The organism is Pseudomonas sp. R3-57, assembly GCF_051132065.1.
GTDB lineage: Bacteria > Pseudomonadota > Gammaproteobacteria > Pseudomonadales > Pseudomonadaceae > Aquipseudomonas.
Map to the genome: position 1 here is coordinate 530,568 of NZ_CP071655.1, position 18,817 is coordinate 549,384.

An 18,817-nucleotide genomic window follows, 5' to 3' on the forward strand; every position below is an offset into this window, starting at 1 on the left:
GGAACCTCGTGTGGTCAGTGCATATTCAAGGTCGAGCGCGGTCAGTGTGGGAGCTGGCTTGCCAGCGATGGCGGATCTCCAGACAAACAGATGTTGAATCTGATGTCCTCATCGCTGGCAAGCCAGCTCCCACAGGTGTTGCGGTGTTGAGGTGTCAGAGGGTCAGGGTCAGTCGGCTGACCAAAGCCCCCGGCAGCAGCGATGACGAGGTATTGCGCTGGCTATAAGTGCTCGCCGACAGCAGCAACTCCCTTTCGGAGGTCAACGCTTCCAGCTGCGAACCGAGCAGGTTGTAGGCGCTGTCGTCGAAACGCATGGTGCTGACCGGTGCCTGGATCTCGCCGTTCTCGACCCAGAAGGTCGCGAAACGGGTCATGCCGGTCATGCGCGCGGCGGGTTGATCCGAGTAGTTCAGGTACCACAGGTTGCTGATGTACAGCCCGGTGCCCAACTGCTGGAGGATCTGTTCCTGCGACAGGTCGCCGGCGGCCATGTTCAACGCACTGGGCATTTCACCGCCGCCCGCGCCGTTCGCTGCCAGGCCATATTCGGCGGCACTGCGCGAGCCGACCAGTTGGTCGCCAGCCTTGCCCTCGACGATCAGGCGCAAATCGCTGCGCGGATAACCTTCACCGGAAAACGCCGGACTCAGCGAAGTGCTGACTTTCTCGTCCAGCGACACCAGCGGGCTGAATGCCTGATCGCCGACGTAGAGCTTTTGCAGCGGGCTGCTTTTGCTGGCAATCGACTGTGCCGAAAACCCGCCCCAACTGAGCATGCCCATGATTTCTTCCAGCGCCGCCGGTGCCAGGTAGGCGCGGTACTGTCCCGGTGCCAACGTGCGTAACGGTCGACCGAGAAACTCAAGCTGCTCGCGCGCCTGAGCGAAGCGTTTGGCGAAACCTTCGCTGCTCCAGTCGTGCCCGGCGTAGCTGGCCTTGACCGCCTCGCCGTTGTCGTGGAACAGGCTGAAATCGAAGTTGAAGCTGTTGGCCTGATGCCAGCCGAACGCCCCCGACGAACTGGCGAAACCCCGGCTGATCGGCCCGGCGGCGTAAAACCCGACCAGGTCCAGACCTTCAGCAGCAGCGCAGATTTCATCCACCACCTGCTCGGTATCCGGCAGCGGATGCTCCTGCACGTTCTCGCTCTGCCAGCCGTTGTGGTTGAGCAGCAGGTACGGGTCCTGCGGCAGCAGTGGCAGGGTTTCGCGCAGTTGTTGCAGACCTTCGCCGAGCCTGCGCAGATCGCCTTCCTGATCGCCGGACAGGGTCACTTGCAAGTCGGCGTGGCGACCGTCATTGATCAGCTTCAGAATGACGTTGGCCTGTTGCACTTGCCCGGCCTGACGCACTCTGGCGTGATTGAAGCGCACGAACGCCGAGGCTTCGGCGGCGTAGCTGAGGGTGAACTGTTCCGGCTCGCGTACGCTGTCGCGCAGCCAATCGACCATGACCTTGAAGGCGTCGCACGGATTCTTCGAAATGCTCATCAGGCGTCTCCCCCAAACACATCAATATTGCTGAACACGCAGGCCGGCGAAGCGTGGCCGACGCGGATCACCTGGTTCGGTTCGCCCTTGCCGCAGTTCGGCGTACCGAGCACCTTGACGGTGTCGGCGTTGCCCACGGCGCGCAGGCTTTTCCAGAAGTGCGCGGAAATGGCCCGGTAGTTGGGATTTTTCACCACGCCTTTAAGTTCACCGTTCTCGATCAACTGGCCCCATTCACAGCCGAACTGGAATTTGTTGCGCGCATCGTCAATCGACCACGAACGGTTGGTGCTCATCAGAATGCCGTGTTCGATTCCTTCAATGAGCTGGCTTAGCGGCTGGTCGCCCGGTTCGATATTGAGGTTGGCCATGCGGTCGATCGGCGCGCGGTTCCAGCTGCAGGCGCGGCTGTTGGCGACGCCGTCGAGACCGGCGCGGTATTGCGACAACGCCCCGCCCAAGGGGCGCAGCAACAGGCCATCGCGGATCAGGAATTGTTTGCTCGCCTGGCTGCCATCGTCGTCATGCCCATAGCTGGCGAGCTCTTCGGGAATGCCCGGATCGAATGTCACGTTGAGCAGTTCGGAGCCGTATTGCAGGTTGCCGAAGTCGCTGGTCTTGACGAAACTGGTGCCGGCGTAATTGCGCTCGTCGCCGAGGATCCGGTCGAGTTCCAGCGGGTGGCCGATCGATTCGTGGATTTGCAGCATCATTTGATCGGGCATCAACAGTAGATCGCGCGGGCCTTGCGGGGTGTTCGGCGCGAGCAGCAGTTGCAGCGCCTGATCGGCGACTTGCGGGCCGGCGCCGACCAGGCCGCAACGGCTGATCACATCGGCGCCGCCCTGCTGGCCGAAGTTCTCGCGGCCGAGGCTGCGGGTCTGGCTGTCGTTGCCGTCGTAAGCGGTGACGTCGAGGCTCGGGTAGACGAAGCGCTGAGCCTGGCGCAATTCGGCGCCGGCGCTGCTCAGGTAGATCTGCTCGACGTGGGTAATGCCGATGCTCACTTGCCAATTCACCAGGCGCTCATCCTTGGGCACCGAGGCGGATTCCGCGCCGAGCAATTCATAGCATTCGCTCAGCGACGGAAAGGGTTGTTCGAGGTTGGGCGAAAAATAATCAGCCCGATCGCTGCTCAGCGGCTGATCGCGCAGGTCGAGCAAGGCATGCGGCTTGAGCCGGCGGGCTTGCTGTTCGGCGCGCTCGAGCGCGGTTTGCAGGCCTTGCTGCGAGAGGTCGTTGGTCGCCGCGTAGGCTTCGACACCGTTGACGCGCACGGTGAGCATCGCCCCCTCATCGCGGCTCAGGCTCGGCGGTTCGGCGACGTTCTTGCGCACCGACAGGTACTGCCCGGACTCGCGGACATAGCGCAGGGAAAAAAACTCGGCGCCCGTGCGCAAGGCAGCGAAGCGCTGCTTGAGCTGGGGGTGGAAATCGAACATTCGGAAACCTCCTTGTAGGGGCAAGCGGCACAGCGACGGCGGGGAGGGATGAAACGGTTGCGCGAGGTCTAGAGTAGGCCTGCGTGGGGGTAGGATCAAGTGAAGAGGGGGTGTAGGAGGTTTTACTGTGCAGTAGGGGAATTTGTGCTGGTTGTGAGGGCCTCATCGCTGGCAAGCCAGGCTCCCACAGGTTTTTTGCTGAACACAATATGTGTGAACGACGCAAAACCCTGTGGGAGCTGGCTTGCCAGCGATTAGCCGTGACGCGGTGTCATGTCTTACTGAGTAACGGGGGTGATATCACGCATCGGCTTGCCCTTCACCGGTGCGCCATTCGCCACGTAGTAAGCGGCATTGCTGCGCGGCAGCGGTTTGCGGCCACGGATCTTGTCGGCGATTTTCTCGGCCATCATGATCGTCGGTGCGTTGAGGTTGCCGGTGGTGATGATCGGCATGATCGAGGCATCGACCACGCGCAGGCTCTGCATGCCGTGCACACGACCTTCGCCATCGACCACGGCCATCTCGTCGGTGCCCATCTTGCATGAGCAGGACGGGTGGAACGCGGTTTCGGCGTGCTCGCGAATGAACTGGTCCAGTTGCTCATCGGTTTGCACGTCGATGCCCGGGCTGATTTCCCGACCACGGAAGGCGTCCAGCGCCGGCTGCTGCATGATTTCCCGGGTCAGGCGGATGCCGTCGCGGAATTCCTGCCAGTCCTGCTCGGTGGCCATGTAGTTGAACAGGATGCTCGGGTGCTGGCGCGGATCCTTGGATTTGACCTGGATGCGGCCACGGCTCGGCGAACGCATGGAACCCATGTGCGCCTGGAAACCGTGCTCTTTCACACCGTTACTGCCGTTGTAGTTAATCGCTACCGGCAGGAAGTGGTACTGAATGTTCGGCCATTCGAATTCCGGACGCGAACGGATGAAACCGCCGGCCTCGAACTGGTTGCTGGCGCCGATACCGGTGCCGTTGAACAGCCACTCGGCACCGATGGCCGGCTGGTTGTACCAGAGCAGCGACGGGTACAGGGAGACCGGTTGGGTGCAGGCGTATTGCAGGTAAAGCTCGAGGTGATCCTGAAGGTTTTCACCGACGCCCGGCAGATCGTGGACCACCGGAATGTCGAGGCTTTCCAGCAATTTCGCCGGGCCAACGCCGGAGCGCTGCAGAATCTGCGGCGACGCGATGGCGCCGGAGCACAGCAGGACTTCCTTGCGCGCCTTGGCCTCCACGCGCTCTTCAGCATCACCAATCAAGTAACGCACGCCGACTGCACGCTTGCCTTCAAACAGAATCTTGTCGGTCAGCGCGTGGGTGACGATGGTCAGGGTCGAGCGCTTTTTGGCGACGTCGAGATAACCACGGGCGGTGGAAGCACGACGGCCGTTGGGCGTCACGGTGCGGTCCATCGGGCCGAAGCCTTCCTGCTGGTAACCGTTCAAGTCTTCGGTGCGCGGATAACCGGCCTGTACGCCGGCTTCAACCATGGCGTGGAACAGCGGGTTGTTGCCGGCTTTCGGCGTGGTCACGCTGACTGGACCGTCGCCACCGTGGTAATCGTTCGGGCCGATGTCACGGGTTTCCGCCTTGCGGAAGTACGGCAGGCAATCGAGGTACGACCAGTTTTCCAGGCCCGGCAGTTTCGCCCAGCCGTCGTAGTCCATGGCGTTGCCGCGGATGTAGCACATGCCGTTGATCAGCGACGAACCACCGAGGCCTTTGCCGCGACCGCATTCCATCCGGCGGCCGTCCATGTGTGGCTCTGGATCGGTTTCGTAGGCCCAGTTGTAGCGGCGGCCCTGCAGCGGGAACGCCAACGCGGCCGGCATTTGCGTGCGGAAGTCGTAACGGTAATCCGGACCGCCGGCTTCGAGCAGCAGAACGGTGACGCCTGCGTCTTCAGTCAGACGGGTCGCAAGTGTGTTACCTGCAGAACCGGCGCCTATGATGATGTAGTCGTATTCTTTAGTCATAAATTCTCCTGCGGGAGCTACAAGCCACTAGCTTCTAGCTGCAAGGAAAAGCAGCGAGCAGTGGCTTCGAAATCGGGGAGGGCGGCAAGCCCAAACTGCTTTTACTTGCAGCTTGAAACTTGCCGCTTGCAGCTGATCAGCTCATCAGAAAACTGAAACGTACTCACCCAGTTCGACTTGCACGGACTTGATGCGCGTGAAGTTATTGAGAGAGCTGATCCCGTTCTCACGGCCCACACCCGACTGCTTGTAACCGCCCACCGGCATTTTCGCGTCGGACTCGCCCCAGGCGTTGATCCAGCAGATACCGGCTTCCAGCTGATGAATCACGCGGTGGGCGCGGTTCAGGTCGCGGGTGACGATACCGGCGGCGAGGCCGAAGTCGGTGTCGTTGGCGCGGCGGATCACTTCTTCTTCGGTTTCGTAGGAGAGGATCGCCATGACCGGGCCGAAGATTTCTTCGCGAACGATGGTCATGTCGTCGGTGCAATCGGTGAACACGGTTGGTGCCACGAATGCGCCTTTGGCGAACTCGCCGTCGGTCAGACGACCACCGCCGCACAGCACGCGTGCGCCTTGTTCTTTACCTTTTTCGATGTAGGCCAGCACGCTTTCCATGTGGGCGAAGCTGACCAGCGGACCGAAGTTGGTGTTTTCGTCTTCCGGGTTGCCGACGCGGATGCGCGCAACACGCTCGACGATCTTGGCTTCGAAAGCCGCTTTCAGGTGCGCCGGTACGAACACGCGGGTGCCGTTGGTGCAAACCTGACCGGAGCTGTAGAAGTTGGCCATCATCGCGGTGTCGGCGGCGCGATCCAGGTCAGCGTCGTCGCAGATGATCAGCGGCGACTTGCCGCCCAGTTCCATGGTCACGTCTTTGAGCGACGAAGCCGAAGCGCTGGCCATGACTTTCTTGCCAGTGTCGGTGCCGCCGGTGAAGGAGATTTTCTCGATACGCGGGTGCTCGGTCAGCCAGGTGCCGACTTCACGGCCGCTGCCGGTCAGTACGTTGAACACGCCGTTCGGCACGCCGGCTTCCGTGTAGATCTCGGCCAGTTTCAGGGTGGTCAACGAGGTGACTTCGCTTGGCTTGAAGATCATCGCGTTACCGGCCGCCAGGGCTGGCGCGGATTTCCACAGGGCGATCTGGATCGGGTAGTTCCACGCGCCGATACCGGCGACCACGCCCAGTGGCTCGCGACGGGTATAAACGAAAGAAGTGTCACGCAGCGGGATCTGCTCACCTTCGATGGCGGGCACCAGGCCTGCGTAGTATTCCAGCACGTCGGCGCCGGTGACGATGTCGACGTACTTGGTTTCGGAGAAGGATTTACCGGTGTCCAGGGTTTCCAGTGCGGCCAGCTCATCGTTGCGCTCGCGCAGGATGTCGACTGCGCGACGCAGGATGCGCGAACGCTCCATGGCGGTCATCGCGGCCCAGATCTTCTGGCCCTTTTCGGCGCTGACCACAGCGCGCTCGACGTCTTCCTTGGTGGCGCGTTGCACTTGGGCGAGGACTTCACCGTTCGCCGGGTTGATGGCTTCGAAGGTGGCATCGCTGCCAGCGTCGGTGTACGCGCCATCGATGTAGAGTTTTTGCAGTTCGAAACGGGCCATAGTGTCCTCGCAAGTGCATTGGTTGTTGGCCTTGGCCACCGCGATGACGCTACGGTGGGGTTCAGGCGTCGAGCGGTTTCTGTGTGCTCTGACCTGCCTGCTTGGCCAATTGGAAATCCATGTATTCGTAAGCGATCCGTTGCGCCTGCGCCGTGTCGAAAGCGTCTCCCGACAGCGCGCCGCGCAACCACAAGCCGTCAATCAACGCTGCCAGGCCTCGCGCGGCATTGCGCGCTTCTTCGAGCGGCAACACCCGGCGGAACTCGCAGCACAGGTTGGAATACAGACGGTGATCGTTGATCCGCTGCAACCTGTGCAAAGACGGCTGGTGCATGCTGGTGGCCCAGAAGGCCAGCCAGGTTTTCATTGCCGGGCCATTGACCTGGCTGGCGTCGAAGTTGCCTTCGATGATCACCTGCAGATGCGCCCGTGGGCTGTCATCTGTCAGCGCCTGACGGCGCGCGGTGACGTTCTCGCTGAGGACGCTCATCAGGTACCGCATCGTGGCGGCGATCAGGCCGTTCTTGTCCTGAAAGTAATGACTGATGATGCCATTCGAGACACCGGCCAAACGGGCGATCAGCGCAATGCTGGCGTCCCCCATTCCGACCTGATCGACCGCTTGCAACGTGGCTTCGATCAGTTGTTGACGGCGGATGGGTTGCATACCGACCTTGGGCATCTTGCACATCTCCTTAGGCCTTCCGAGGGGCGAATGACGCCGATCGGATTGAGGGCCAGTCTATTTTGTTTTGATTGAACGTTCAATCAACAAAGAATAAGATCTGCGACAATTCGTCGCTGCCTACAGCTTTTTCCTACGTGTAATGACGATAAAAACCGACACCTGAAACGGCTCGAAACCTGCGTGGGGCATGGCGCGGTTCGCGATTCGATGGACGTGTTGAAAGGGCAAGACGCTCGGGGCCAGGTTTCGGATGAACGTCCGCACACCGGGGCCACGAAAGCGATCAGTGCGCCATTTCGGCAGGTTCGGGCTTTTTTCGGAGTGTCTTTATATCACCCGCCGGTCGGCTGCCAACTAACCGATTGGTCGGGTTCCGTGATGCCTTGTGTTCTTCTCTCGCACTGCCTGGAGCATTTGTGCCATGAGTTCTGCCTCGCTAATAAAGACCCCGCCCGAGAAGGTGACGGTCAACGGTTGGGTGTTCTACACCTCGACCGCGTTGATTCTGTTGTTGACCGCCATTCTGATCATCGCCCCGCAAGAGGCCGGCAGAGTGTTGGGTATCGCTCAGGCCTGGTTGTCGCGCAGCTTCGGCTGGTACTACATGGTGGTGATCGCCGCGTACCTGGTGTTCGTGGTCGGTCTGGCGTTTTCCTCGTACGGCAAACTCAAACTGGGCAGCAAGGACGACACCCCGGATTTCAGTTACGGCGCCTGGGCGGGGATGCTGTTCTCGTCGGGTATCGGCATTTCGCTGTTGTACTTCGGCGCATCCGAACCGCTGGATCACTACTTCAATCCGCCGGAAGGAACGTCGGCCAGCAATCTGGCGGCGCGTCAGGCGGTGCAGCTGACGTTCCTGCATTGGGGCCTGCATGGCTGGGCGATCTACGCACTGGTCGGCCTGGCGGTTGCTTACTTTGCTTATCGGCATAACCAGCCGTTGGCGCTGCGTTCGGCGCTGTATCCGCTGGTTGGCGAGCGCTGGGTCAAAGGCGCGGCCGGGCATGCGGTGGACGGCTTCGGCATGTTCGTGACGCTGCTGGGTCTGGTGACCAACCTGGGCATTGGTTCGCTGCAAGTGTCGTCGGGACTGGAAAACCTGTTCGGCATGGAACACAGCAACACCAACCTGCTGATCGTGATCATCGTCATGAGCACCGTGGCGACCATCGCTGCCGTGTCCGGTGTGGAAAACGGCATTCGACGTCTGTCCAACCTTAACATCGTGCTGTTCAGCGGCTTGCTGATCTTCGTGCTGCTGTTCGGCCCGACCCTGCACCTGCTCAACGGCTTCGTGCAGAACATCGGTGATTACCTGAACGGCGTGGTGCTGAAGACGTTCGACCTGTACGTCTATGAAGGCGACAACGCCAAGTCCGATCGCTGGCTGGGCCTATGGACGCTGTTCTACTGGGCGTGGTGGATTTCCTGGGCGCCATTCGTGGGCATGTTCATCGCGCGGATTTCCCGTGGTCGCACCGTGCGTGAACTGGTCGCCGGCGTGCTGCTGATTCCGCTGGGTTTCACCCTGGCGTGGCTGTCGATCTTCGGCAACTCGGCACTGGATCTGGTGATGAACCACGGCGCGGTGGAACTGGGCAAGACGGCGCTGGAACAGCCGTCGATGGCGATCTATCAATTGCTTGAGCATTACCCGGCGTCGAAAGTCGTCATCGGTGTGTCGATCTTCGTCGGCTTCGTGCTGTTCCTGACCCCGGCCGATTCCGGCGCGGTGATGATGGCGAATCTTTCCTGCAAGGGTGGCAACGTCGACGAAGACGCGCCGCACTGGCTGCGGATTTTCTGGTCGGTGGTGATCACGCTGGTGACCATCGGCCTGCTGTTCGCCGGTAACTTCGAGGCCATGCAGACCATGGTGGTGCTGGCTGGTTTGCCGTTCTCGGTGGTGCTGGTGTGCTTCATGTTCGGACTGCACAAGGCGATGCGCCAAGACGTGCAGATCGAACAGGAGCAGGCGCAACTGGCCGAGCGTGGGCGCCGCGGTTTCAGCGAGCGGCTGACCCAGCTGGACCTGCAACCGAGCCAATCGGTGGTGCAGCGTTTCATGGACAAGCACGTCACCCCGGCGCTGGAAGACGCCGCCGCGCAATTGCGCAATCAGGGTATTGAAGTGCAGACGCTGCTGGGCAAGGCCAAGCGTTGCATGGGCGTGCGGGTCGAGATGGAGGAGGGAAATCCGTTCGTTTACGAGGTGAGCCTGGAGGGTTATCTGGCGACTCCGACTGAATCAGCGCAATCGGATGAGGCACGACAGCGTTATTACCGGGCTGAGGTGTATCTGCACAACGGCAGCCAGGATTACGACTTGATGGGCTTTACGCCGGAGCAGATTACGCGGGATGTGCTGGATCAGTTTGAGAGTCATCGGCAGTTGCTGGGGCGGGTGTACAGCTAAACCGCTATAACAAAAGGGGCTCTATTGAGCCCCTTTTGCATGATCGTTCCCACGCTCTGCGTGGGAATGCATCAATGGACGCTCTGCGTCCGCTGTCGTGGGACGCGGAGCGTCCCGGGCTGCATTCCCACGCGGAGCGTGGGAACGATCATTTCAGGTTGATGCAGCTTGACCGTCCAACTCGGTCGGTCCCCTCTCCCTCTGGGAGAGGGCTAGGGTGAGCGGCTTTCGCTGACCCAACAAAAAGGGATCGCTCACCGCGATCCCTTTTTTATCCCACTTGGCGCATTACCCCAGATTCTTGCTCAACAACGCGTGATACAACTCGCTGTCGCCCAGAATCCCCACCACATGATTGTCATCATGCAGCACCAGCTTGTTGCCGGTCTGATAACGGATCTGCAGCGCGTCGCGCATGCCGATGTTGGAGTCCACCAGCGTTGGCTTGCGCTCGAGACCTTCCACCGCTTGCCCCGGTGCCCAGTTCTGCAGGTTCAGCACTGAACCGTTCTGCCGCGCGCCTTTGATGGTGTTGCCTTCGGCCAGGTCCAGCCACGAATCGCCGCCCGGGTCGAGGCACACCGAGCCGTTGATGCGTTTGCACTTGTCCAGCGTGCGCATCAGGCTGCGGCCGCAGAGCACGTTGAGCGGGTTGGTGTGGGCGACGAAGGTGCGCACATAGTCGTCCGCCGGGTTGAGGACGATTTCTTCCGGCACGCTGTACTGAATGATCCGCCCGTCTTTCATGATCGCGATGCGGCTACCCAATTTGAGTGCCTCGTCGAGGTCGTGGCTCACAAACACAATGGTCTTGCTCAGCTTGCGTTGCAGTTCCAGCAATTCATCCTGCAGACCCTGACGGATCAGCGGATCGAGGGCCGAGAACGGTTCGTCCATCAGCAGAATATCCGCATCCATGGCCAGCGCGCGGGCGAGGCCGACGCGCTGTTGCATGCCGCCGGAAAGTTCGTCCGGTTTCTTGTTGCGCCATTGGGTCAGGCCGACCAGTTCGAGTTTTTCATCGACCAGTTTCTTGCGTTCCTTTTCCGGTCGACCCTGCATTTCCAGACCGAAGCTGATGTTTTCGCGCACCGTCAGCCACGGCATCAGGGCGAACTTCTGGAAGACCATGGCGATGCGTTTGGTGCGCATCATTTTCAGCTCGGCCGGGGTGCACGAGGCGATGTCGATCTGGCGGTCTTCATGCTCGACGAACAGCTTGCCGCGGCTCACGGTGTTGAGGCCGTTGATGCAGCGCAGCAGGCTCGACTTGCCCGAGCCCGACAGGCCCATCAGCACGCAGATTTCGCCCTTGTTGATGTCCAGCGTGGCTTTTTCCACGCCGACGATTTGCCCGGTCTTCTTTAGGATCTCGTTGCGGGTCATGCCCTGATCGAGCAGCTTGAGTGCCTCGCGCGGGTCCTTGGCGAAGATTACGTCGACGTCTTCGAAGCGAATAATGCTCATGCGTCACCCCCTACTTTGGCGTCGGGTTGTTTGCAGATACGGTCGAGCATGATCGCCAGCAGTACGATCGCCAGGCCCGCTTCGAAGCCCAGCGCAATATCAGCAGTGTTCAGTGCGTTGACCACCGGTTTGCCGAGTCCGTCGGCGCCGACCAGTGCCGCGATCACCACCATCGACAGCGACAGCATGATGCACTGGGTGATGCCGGCGGCGATGCTCGGCATGGCGTGGGGCAGTTCGATCCGTGAGAGCAGTTGGCGACGCGAGCAGCCGAAGGCCTTGCCGGCGTCCATCAGTTCTTGCGGGACATCGCGGATGCCCAGGTAGGTCAGGCGGATCGGCGCGGCGATGGCGAAGACCACCGTGGAGATCAGGCCCGGTACCACACCCAGCCCGAAGAGGGTCAGGGTAGGAATGAGGTAAACGAAGGTCGGTACGGTCTGCATCAGATCGAGCACCGGCCGCATCATGGTGTAGAACATCGGTTTGTGCGCAGCGACGATGCCCAGCGGCACGCCGATCAATACGCAGACCAGGGTGGCGAACAGCACCTGGGCAAGGGTTTCCATGGTTTCCTGCCAGTACCCCAGGTTGAGGATCAGCAGGAACGAGGCGACCACGAACGCGGTCAGGCCCCACTTGCGTTGAATCAGATGGGCGATGATTGCAATCAGGCCAATCAAGACCAGTGGGTTGAACCAGGTCAGCGCAAACGTCACGCCGTGGATCATCGTTTCCAGGGTCACGGCGATTGCGTCGAAGGTGTTGGCGCCGTGTTGCGTCAACCATTCGACGAAGCCCGCGATGTACTGGCCTAAAGGTATTTTCTGATCAATCAGCATGGTAGTGAACGTCCGCATGCAAGGAAATTAACAGCCCGGGCAGGCACGCCTGCCCGGCATAAGCGATGCCCCTCGGATCAAGGCGCGAGCTTGGCTTTCACGGCCTCCAGGCCTGGTTTTCCGTCAATGGTGGTCACGCCAGCGAGCCAGGTATCGAGCACCTGTGGATTCTTTTTCAGCCAGGCCTTGGCGGCCGCGTCAGGCTTCATCTTGTCGTCGAGGATGTTGCCCATCAGTTCACTTTCCATGTCGACGGTGAACTCCAGGTTCTTCAGCAACTGACCGACGTTGCTGCATTCTTCGGCGTAACCCTTGCGGGTGTTGGTGGCCACGGTGGCGGCACCAAAGTCGGGGCCGAAGAAGTCATCGCCGCCGGTCAGGTATTGAATCTTGAAACGCTTGTTCATCGGGTGCGGCGCCCAGCCGAGGAAGACCACCGCGGTGTCGCGCTTCTGCGCACGATCAACCTGCGAGAGCATGCCGGCTTCCGATGACTCGACCATTTTGAAACCGGCGGTTTTCAAACCGAAGGCGTCCTTGTCGATCATGCTCTGGATCAGCCGGTTGCCGTCGTTGCCCGGCTCGATGCCGTAGATCTTGCCGTCGAGCTCTTTCTTGAATTTGGCGATGTCGGCGAAATCGTGCAGGCCTTTGTCATACAGGGCTTGCGGTACGGCGAGGGTGTACTTGGCGCCCTTGAGGTTGGTGCGCACGGTGTCCACGGTGCCGGCATCGCGATACGGCTTGATGTCGTTTTCCATGGTCGGCATCCAGTTGCCGAGGAACACGTCCATGTTCTTGCCGTCGGCCAGCGACTTGTAGGTCACGGGCACGGAGATCATGGTGGTTTTGGTCTTGTAGCCGAGGGCGTTGAGGACAACGGAAGTGGTGGCGGTGGTCGCGGTGATGTCGGTCCAGCCGACATCGGAGAAGTTAACGAGGCTGCATTGCGCCGGTTCTGCGGCTTGCGCCAGTAACGGCAGACTCAGCATGGCGGCCAACAACAACGACGGGGAACCTTTCATGGATGGACTCCTTGGTGTTTTTTTTGGCAGTGTTCCGACTGTGGACCACCGCACTTATGGGTTGCGGTTGGGTGGCGTTCTGAAGACAGCTCTACCGCAGCGCCTGGCAATCGAGTCATCCCGATCATGTACCAGTGAAAATCTGACGCCTACAGGGAGGGTCGTATCCAGTACAGGGATGGTCGCTTCCAGCGTCGGTGACGTCGCTTACAGCTTTTTTCCGCCCTCGATGACCTTCTGATCTGTATAAAAACGGCGCATTTGCGGGGCGAAAACGTAACGGCGCTGCTGGACATGAGTGCGTCGGTGTCAGACGCCGTGCGCGCCGACAAAAGCCCGATGATGCCGGCATTCGGCGGATCGCAGCTTGAGCGTAGCAGCTCCGCCAGCGGGCGCTTTTGCCGTCCGGACCGGTATTCTCAGGAGCTCTGCAGCAATGGCTATCAGCGTTTTCGACCTGTTCAAAATCGGCATCGGCCCTTCCAGTTCCCATACCGTGGGGCCGATGCGCGCCGCGGCCCTGTTTGTCGAGGCGCTGCGCGACCAGCATCAGCTGGAGCAGGTGCGCCGGATCGAGGTGCAGCTGTTCGGCTCGCTGTCGGCCACCGGCGTCGGTCACGGCAGCGATAACGCGGTGATCATGGGCCTGATGAGCGAATGGCCGGACGCCATTGACCCAGCGCAGATAGGCCCGCGCATTCAGGCGCTGCGTGAAACCGACACGCTTCTATTGGATGGCCGCCTGACTGTGCCGTTTGTCTGGGCACGCGACATGCGCCTGATCGATGAAAACCTGCCGTTCCATCCCAATGCCATGACTATCGTTGCCGAGGGGGATCACGGTGAGTTGCATCGCGATACCTACTATTCGGTCGGCGGCGGTTTTGTCGTTGATGAGGCACAGGCCAGCAGCGGGGTGGTCGATCTCGATCGCACCGAATTGCCTTATGACTTTTCCAGCGCGGTCGAACTGCTCGAACTGTGCAAGAAGCACAACCTGCGCGTCGCCGAACTGATGATGGCCAACGAAAAGGTCTGGCGCAGTGAAGAAGAAATCCGCGCCGGGCTGATGAAGCTGTGGCGGGCGATGCAGGATTGCGTCGAGCAAGGCCTGAAGCACGAGGGCATTCTGCCCGGCGGCTTGAATGTGCGCCGGCGTGCGGCGAAGTTGCACCGCAGTCTGCAAGAACTGAACAAGCCCAATGTCATCGGCTCGACGCTGAGCGCGATGGAATGGGTGAATCTGTTCGCCCTGGCGGTCAACGAAGAGAACGCCGCCGGCGGGCGCATGGTCACGGCGCCGACCAACGGCGCGGCGGGGATCATCCCGGCGGTGTTGCACTACTTTATGAAATTCAGCGAGGCGGTGACGGACGCCAACGTCGTCGACTACTTCCTTGGTGCGGCGGCGGTGGGAATTTTGTGCAAGAAGAACGCTTCGATCTCCGGCGCCGAAGTCGGCTGTCAGGGCGAGGTCGGTTCAGCTTGCGCGATGGCAGCGGCGGGGCTGGCGGAGATTCTTGGCGCGACGCCGGAGCAGCTATGCAACGCGGCGGAGATTGGCCTGGAACACAACCTCGGCCTGACCTGCGACCCGGTGGGTGGCCTGGTGCAAGTGCCGTGCATCGAGCGCAATGCGATTGCCGCGGTGAAGGCGATCAACGCCGCGCAGATGGCCTTGCGTGGCGATGGTCAGCACTTTATTTCGCTGGACCGGGTGATCCGCACCATGCGCGATACCGGCGCGGATATGCATGACAAATATAAAGAGACCTCGCGCGGTGGCCTGGCGGTCAGTGCGGTTGAGTGTTGAGACCGAGTTGCCCTTATCGCTGGCAAGCCAGCTCCCACAGGTTCTTCAGTGTTGATGCTATTTGGTTAACACCACGAATCCCTGTGGGAGCTGGCTTGCCAGCGATGGGGCCAGACCAGTCAAAACTGCTCGCCAAACGAACACCACATTTCAACTGCGCCACCTTTTGGCGCGTCGCAATCAGATAAGAGTGGTTGTCAGTCGTGACCGATGAGTCGCTACCCGACCGTCCATCGCCCGTGCTTGCGGTGACACTCTGTGCAAAGCCCCTGCAGGCCAGTTCCCACAAGTGCTACCGATCTGCTCACAGGCAGCGGGGCAGGGCGCTGTCGTCGCTTGATGGCACTTCGAAATTCCCGGTTCGCAGGTCTCGAATAGACACGTTGGCAGGTCGTTTTCAGGAGTTATTGAACACACATTCAATTTAGGCATGGCATTTGCTCTGTCATAACAAAGCCCGTCTCTCACGCGAGAACGCTGGCAATAACAAGAGCCTCCGCCTGAGGCCCATCACCCGCTTTGTGTGAGGAGATACCGCGATGACGTCGTTCAACTCCGGGGCCCAACCCCAGAACCGTGCGCCTCAATCCATCGGCTTTCTGCTGCTGGACAATTTCACGCTGATTTCTCTGGCGTCCGCAGTTGAACCGCTGCGCATGGCCAACCAATTGTCCGGTCGCGAGCTGTATCGCTGGAGCACCCTCACCGTCGATGGTGGCCAGGTCTGGGCCAGTGACGGGCTGCAAATCACCCCCGACGCCTCCATGCACAAAGCCCCGCCACTGGACACTGTGATCGTCTGCGGCGGCATCGGCATTCAACGCACCGTGACCCGCGAACATGTGTCCTGGCTGCAAAGCCAGGCGCGTCAGTCCAAGCGTCTTGGCGCGGTGTGCACCGGCAGTTGGGCGCTGGCCTGCGCCGGCCTGCTCGACGGTTTCGATTGCAGCGTGCACTGGGAATGTCTGGCGGCGATGCAGGAAGCGTTTCCGCGAGTGGCGATGAGCACACGCCTGTTCACCCTCGACCGTAACCGTTTCACCAGCTCTGGCGGCACCGCGCCGCTGGACATGATGCTGCACCTGATCAGCCGTGATCACGGCCGTGAGCTGTCGGCGGCGATCTCGGAAATGTTCGTCTACGAGCGCATCCGCAACGAGCAGGATCACCAGCGCGTGCCGCTCAAGCACATGCTTGGCACCAACCAGCCGAAGCTGCAGGAAATCGTCGCGCTGATGGAGGCCAATCTTGAGGAGCCGATCGATCTGGATGAACTGGCGGTGTATGTCGCGGTGTCGCGTCGGCAGCTGGAGCGGCTGTTCCAGAAATACCTGCACTGCTCACCATCGCGCTACTACCTCAAGCTGCGGCTGATCCGCGCCCGGCAATTGCTCAAGCAGACGCCGATGTCGATCATCGAAGTGGCGTCGGTGTGTGGTTTCGTCTCGACCCCGCACTTCTCCAAGTGCTACCGCGAGTACTTCGGCATTCCGCCGCGTGACGAGCGTGTCGGCTCCAACACCACCCAGCAAGTGGCGATGCTGCCGCTGCCGCAGGCGATTGTGATGTCGCCGCTGTCGGGGCCGATGTCGGCGTTGAGTCAGGCGCGCAATGAATCGACGTTTGCCAGCGTAAGGCTGTAGACCGAGTCAGCTTCATCGCTGGCAAGCCAGCTCCCACAGGGTCAATGCAGTACACAAATTTTGTGTCGGCCGGATCATTGTGGGAGCTGGCTTGCCAGCGATAGCGGCCTGTCAGGCGCTGTGAGACTGTTGGTAATCAGAGAGGGCGGGCAGCAACTGTTTGTCGATCGCCTGGCGCACGGCCGGCTGAATGCTCGCGCCGCTGGTGTACATGTCCTTGACCATCTTGCGCAGTTCAAACGCGCGCACGTTGTCCAGCCCGCGTACCGCACACTCGCAGGCCTGTTCGGCGGTGGTGCCGCTCGGCACTTGAATGCCCAACGCCTTGAGCTGGCCCAACAGGTCTTCCTGATCAATCAAATCGGCGTACATCATCACGCAAATCCTTCTGTGGCATCGGAGGTCTGGCTCGATTCTGGTAGCCATGGCCAGGCACGGCAAGGGCGTTTTGTCGCAGTGGCTATGACGACTATGAACAGGTCGTTTTCGGCTAACTGACCCACTCGGCAGGTGGGCACACTGGCTGCAGCTCGCTTCACGAAGGTTTGGTCACCCTCGCTCGGCAGCTCCTCGACAGTACCCTCCTCAGCTCCGATCCTGTCACGGCTTGATCGGGGTTTTTTTTGCCTGTGAATCAGAAATGTCCAGGTGGTCTGTGCTGACGCCATCGCTGGCAAGCCAGCTCCCACAGGTCTAGCGTTGCAACACCAGAATCCGCGACAACAACTCATCCCGGTCGATATAGCAGCCCTGAAAATGCCGCGCCCCGCTGGCCGGGTCGAACGCATTGCGCGCATGCAACGTGCGGCGGTTATCGAAGCACCACAATTCGCCCGGTTTGAGCCGCTGCATCAGGCGAAAGCGCGGCTCGCGGGTCATGGCGATAAACCGACAATAAGCGCGATACAACAACGGCATCTGCTCCACCGAGGTCTCGAATGCTCCGCGCAGAAAGTTTGCCATGCGAACCTCTGCGACCCGCCCCAGCGCATCCAGCGCAATGATCGGCGCGAGGCAGCGATAGTCGCTTTGACGGTCCTTGTTGCGAAACTCCACGGGGATATCGCACAGCGCCTGAAACAGCGGCGGATCTTCCTGGCGCAAGGCGTCGGCAATCGCAAAGCCGTCGACGAAAACACTCTCGCCACCCTCGGCGTCGTTCACCAGACAGTGCAGAAACTGCAGCCCCGGTTGCAGCTCGCGGGTGGGCAGGTCGGTGTGTAGCGGCAAGTTGAAAGCGGTGTAGGCGTTGCTGTCGGCGTCCGCTTTGGATTGCACGTTGAACAGCACACCGAAATTGCTCTCGCGAATGAAGGAAATCCGCTGGGCGATGAGTTGCAGCGAACCGGGCTCGGTGGGCACGCCGCGCACCTGAGTCAGGCCAATGTCACGCACGGCGAGCAACCACTGCAGCAGGGCGGCGTTGTCGTTCATCAGCGCGGCGTAATCGAACACCGGCAACTGCAGATCGCTGCGCCACAAATAGCTCTTGGGTTTTGCGGCCAGACGTTCGGTGCGGGACTCGTCGTCGTAGGCATGGGCACGCAACCAGCCCGGATCGAAACGGCTGAGGTGGCCGTCCTGCCAATCGATGCGCAGGCAGCCTTCGGTATCAACGTAGGCGGCGCTTGGTTGCAGTTCGTCAGGCGCATCGACGATCTCGAAAACCTGCTCGCGAGTCACGCTGTAGACGCACTGCTGGCAGGGGCAGTTATCCCTCAGCCAGACATGGTGAAACGGGCTGACGCGGCCATCAGCCCATTTGATGACAACGCGATCCGCCAGACCCTGCACGCCACTCAGCGCGCAGATCAACGGATAAGTACGGAAATCGGCAACAGCGGCAGCGGTGTGCATGGCGGCTCCTGATGATCGGTGGGATTACCGGGCGGGTGGCAGCGCGATCACGCGGCCGATATAAGCGGGAGCGGGTAGGTCCCGCTGCTCGGCGGCGATGCTTTGCAAATGACTCAAGGTCTCGGCACTGAACGGCGCCGAACGCGGCCCGGCGAGGTCGACGTGCAGCAGCATCTGTTCGTTGCCGGCCAGTTCCTGCGCATCGCCGACCTTGTGCAGGCTGTGATAGAGGTACAGGCGTTTGTTGTCGTGGCCGATGATCTGCGTACGCACTTCGACCTCGGTATCAAGCTTCACTTCGTGCAGGTAATTGAGGTGCAGTTCGAGGGTGAACAGCGAATGGCCGCTGGCTTCGCGATTGTTGCTGTCCATGCCGAGACGATCCATCAGCGCGTCGGTGGCGTAGCTGAAGATCAGCAGGTAGAAGGCATCGCGCAGGTGGCCGTTGTAGTCGACCCAGTCGGGGATGATTCTGGTTTGGTAGGTGGTGAGGTGGGGCATGGTTTCTCCTGGCGGTGATCGTTCCCACG

Annotated in this window: 14 protein-coding genes; 3 read left to right on the forward strand and 11 right to left on the reverse strand. The window is 60.7% G+C overall.

The genetic code is table 11. The features are described 5' to 3' along the window. Positions 1 to 154: 154 nt before the first annotated feature. The 5 genes from J3P93_RS02445 to betI form a co-directional block, all read right to left on the reverse strand. Positions 155 to 1,492 (reverse strand): TldD/PmbA family protein, encoded by a 1,338-nt coding sequence (locus J3P93_RS02445; RefSeq protein WP_434594842.1) that lies wholly within the window; start codon positions 1,490 to 1,492, stop codon positions 155 to 157. Next, complete coding sequence (locus tag J3P93_RS02450) at positions 1,492 to 2,934, reverse strand: TldD/PmbA family protein (RefSeq protein ID WP_434594845.1); 1,443 nt, start codon at positions 2,932 to 2,934, stop codon at positions 1,492 to 1,494. The genes J3P93_RS02445 and J3P93_RS02450 overlap by 1 nt, the downstream gene beginning before the upstream one ends. 278 nt (positions 2,935 to 3,212) lie before the next feature. Continuing rightward, on the reverse strand, positions 3,213 to 4,916 hold the full coding sequence (gene betA, locus J3P93_RS02455) for a choline dehydrogenase (protein WP_434594848.1): 1,704 nt from the start codon (positions 4,914 to 4,916) through the stop codon (positions 3,213 to 3,215). Between the two features lie 144 nt (positions 4,917 to 5,060). Beyond that, positions 5,061 to 6,533 (reverse strand): betaine-aldehyde dehydrogenase, encoded by a 1,473-nt coding sequence (betB, locus tag J3P93_RS02460; protein WP_206414552.1) that lies wholly within the window; start codon positions 6,531 to 6,533, stop codon positions 5,061 to 5,063. Between the two features lie 61 nt (positions 6,534 to 6,594). Continuing rightward, positions 6,595 to 7,215, reverse strand: coding sequence for a transcriptional regulator BetI (gene betI, locus J3P93_RS02465; RefSeq protein ID WP_203419794.1), 621 nt, complete (start codon positions 7,213 to 7,215; stop codon positions 6,595 to 6,597). A 484-nt stretch (positions 7,216 to 7,699) separates the two neighbouring features. On the opposite strand from betI, the gene J3P93_RS02470 reads away from it, so the two are divergent. After that, positions 7,700 to 9,640, forward strand: a complete 1,941-nt coding sequence (locus J3P93_RS02470; protein WP_231990216.1) for a BCCT family transporter — start codon at positions 7,700 to 7,702, stop codon at positions 9,638 to 9,640. Positions 9,641 to 9,928: 288 nt separating this feature from the next. Here the strand turns inward: J3P93_RS02470 and choV are convergent, their stop codons facing one another. The 3 genes from choV to J3P93_RS02485 all read right to left on the reverse strand — a co-directional run bounded on the left by choV (position 9,929) and on the right by J3P93_RS02485 (position 12,974). Then, complete coding sequence (gene choV, locus J3P93_RS02475; RefSeq protein WP_434594852.1) at positions 9,929 to 11,107, reverse strand: choline ABC transporter ATP-binding protein; 1,179 nt, start codon at positions 11,105 to 11,107, stop codon at positions 9,929 to 9,931. Then, entirely contained in the window at positions 11,104 to 11,949 is an 846-nt protein-coding gene (choW, locus tag J3P93_RS02480; protein ID WP_016772805.1) for a choline ABC transporter permease subunit, read from the reverse strand. Before choW ends, choV begins: the two co-directional genes overlap by 4 nt. 77 nt (positions 11,950 to 12,026) lie before the next feature. Continuing rightward, positions 12,027 to 12,974, reverse strand: a complete 948-nt coding sequence (locus J3P93_RS02485; RefSeq protein WP_203419792.1) for a choline ABC transporter substrate-binding protein — start codon at positions 12,972 to 12,974, stop codon at positions 12,027 to 12,029. A 436-nt stretch (positions 12,975 to 13,410) separates the two neighbouring features. Here J3P93_RS02485 and J3P93_RS02490 point away from each other — a divergent pair, with 436 nt between their 5' ends. Continuing rightward, positions 13,411 to 14,787, forward strand: coding sequence for an L-serine ammonia-lyase (locus J3P93_RS02490; protein ID WP_434594856.1), 1,377 nt, complete (start codon positions 13,411 to 13,413; stop codon positions 14,785 to 14,787). A gap of 539 nt (positions 14,788 to 15,326) precedes the next feature. Further along, on the forward strand, positions 15,327 to 16,430 hold the full coding sequence (locus J3P93_RS02495; protein ID WP_007949927.1) for a GlxA family transcriptional regulator: 1,104 nt from the start codon (positions 15,327 to 15,329) through the stop codon (positions 16,428 to 16,430). 111 nt (positions 16,431 to 16,541) lie between these two features. On the opposite strand, the gene J3P93_RS02500 is transcribed toward J3P93_RS02495, so the two are convergent. The 3 genes from J3P93_RS02500 to J3P93_RS02510 all read right to left on the reverse strand — a co-directional run bounded on the left by J3P93_RS02500 (position 16,542) and on the right by J3P93_RS02510 (position 18,788). Beyond that, positions 16,542 to 16,805: a hypothetical protein gene (locus J3P93_RS02500; RefSeq protein WP_016772808.1), complete on the reverse strand. Its 264-nt coding sequence runs from the start codon at positions 16,803 to 16,805 to the stop codon at positions 16,542 to 16,544. A gap of 318 nt (positions 16,806 to 17,123) precedes the next feature. Next, complete coding sequence (locus tag J3P93_RS02505; protein WP_434594860.1) at positions 17,124 to 18,287, reverse strand: gamma-butyrobetaine dioxygenase; 1,164 nt, start codon at positions 18,285 to 18,287, stop codon at positions 17,124 to 17,126. Positions 18,288 to 18,311: 24 nt separating this feature from the next. After that, positions 18,312 to 18,788: a thioesterase family protein gene (locus J3P93_RS02510; protein WP_434594863.1), complete on the reverse strand. Its 477-nt coding sequence runs from the start codon at positions 18,786 to 18,788 to the stop codon at positions 18,312 to 18,314. Positions 18,789 to 18,817 lie beyond the last annotated feature (29 nt).

Bases quoted from the DNA above. Each gene is read 5' to 3' on its own strand.
- J3P93_RS02445 (WP_434594842.1), bottom strand. From the start codon at position 1,492: ATGAGCATTTCGAAGAATCCGTGCGACGCCTTCAAGGTCATGGTCGAT.
- J3P93_RS02450 (WP_434594845.1), bottom strand. From the start codon at position 2,934: ATGTTCGATTTCCACCCCCAGCTCAAGCAGCGCTTCGCTGCCTTGCGC.
- betA (WP_434594848.1), bottom strand. From the start codon at position 4,916: ATGACTAAAGAATACGACTACATCATCATAGGCGCCGGTTCTGCAGGT.
- betB (WP_206414552.1), bottom strand. From the start codon at position 6,533: ATGGCCCGTTTCGAACTGCAAAAACTCTACATCGATGGCGCGTACACC.
- betI (WP_203419794.1), bottom strand. From the start codon at position 7,215: ATGCCCAAGGTCGGTATGCAACCCATCCGCCGTCAACAACTGATCGAA.
- choV (WP_434594852.1), bottom strand. From the start codon at position 11,107: ATGAGCATTATTCGCTTCGAAGACGTCGACGTAATCTTCGCCAAGGAC.
- choW (WP_016772805.1), bottom strand. From the start codon at position 11,949: ATGCTGATTGATCAGAAAATACCTTTAGGCCAGTACATCGCGGGCTTC.
- J3P93_RS02485 (WP_203419792.1), bottom strand. From the start codon at position 12,974: ATGAAAGGTTCCCCGTCGTTGTTGTTGGCCGCCATGCTGAGTCTGCCG.
- J3P93_RS02490 (WP_434594856.1), top strand. From the start codon at position 13,411: ATGGCTATCAGCGTTTTCGACCTGTTCAAAATCGGCATCGGCCCTTCC.
- J3P93_RS02495 (WP_007949927.1), top strand. From the start codon at position 15,327: ATGACGTCGTTCAACTCCGGGGCCCAACCCCAGAACCGTGCGCCTCAA.
- J3P93_RS02500 (WP_016772808.1), bottom strand. From the start codon at position 16,805: ATGATGTACGCCGATTTGATTGATCAGGAAGACCTGTTGGGCCAGCTC.
- J3P93_RS02505 (WP_434594860.1), bottom strand. From the start codon at position 18,287: ATGCACACCGCTGCCGCTGTTGCCGATTTCCGTACTTATCCGTTGATC.
- J3P93_RS02510 (WP_434594863.1), bottom strand. From the start codon at position 18,788: ATGCCCCACCTCACCACCTACCAAACCAGAATCATCCCCGACTGGGTC.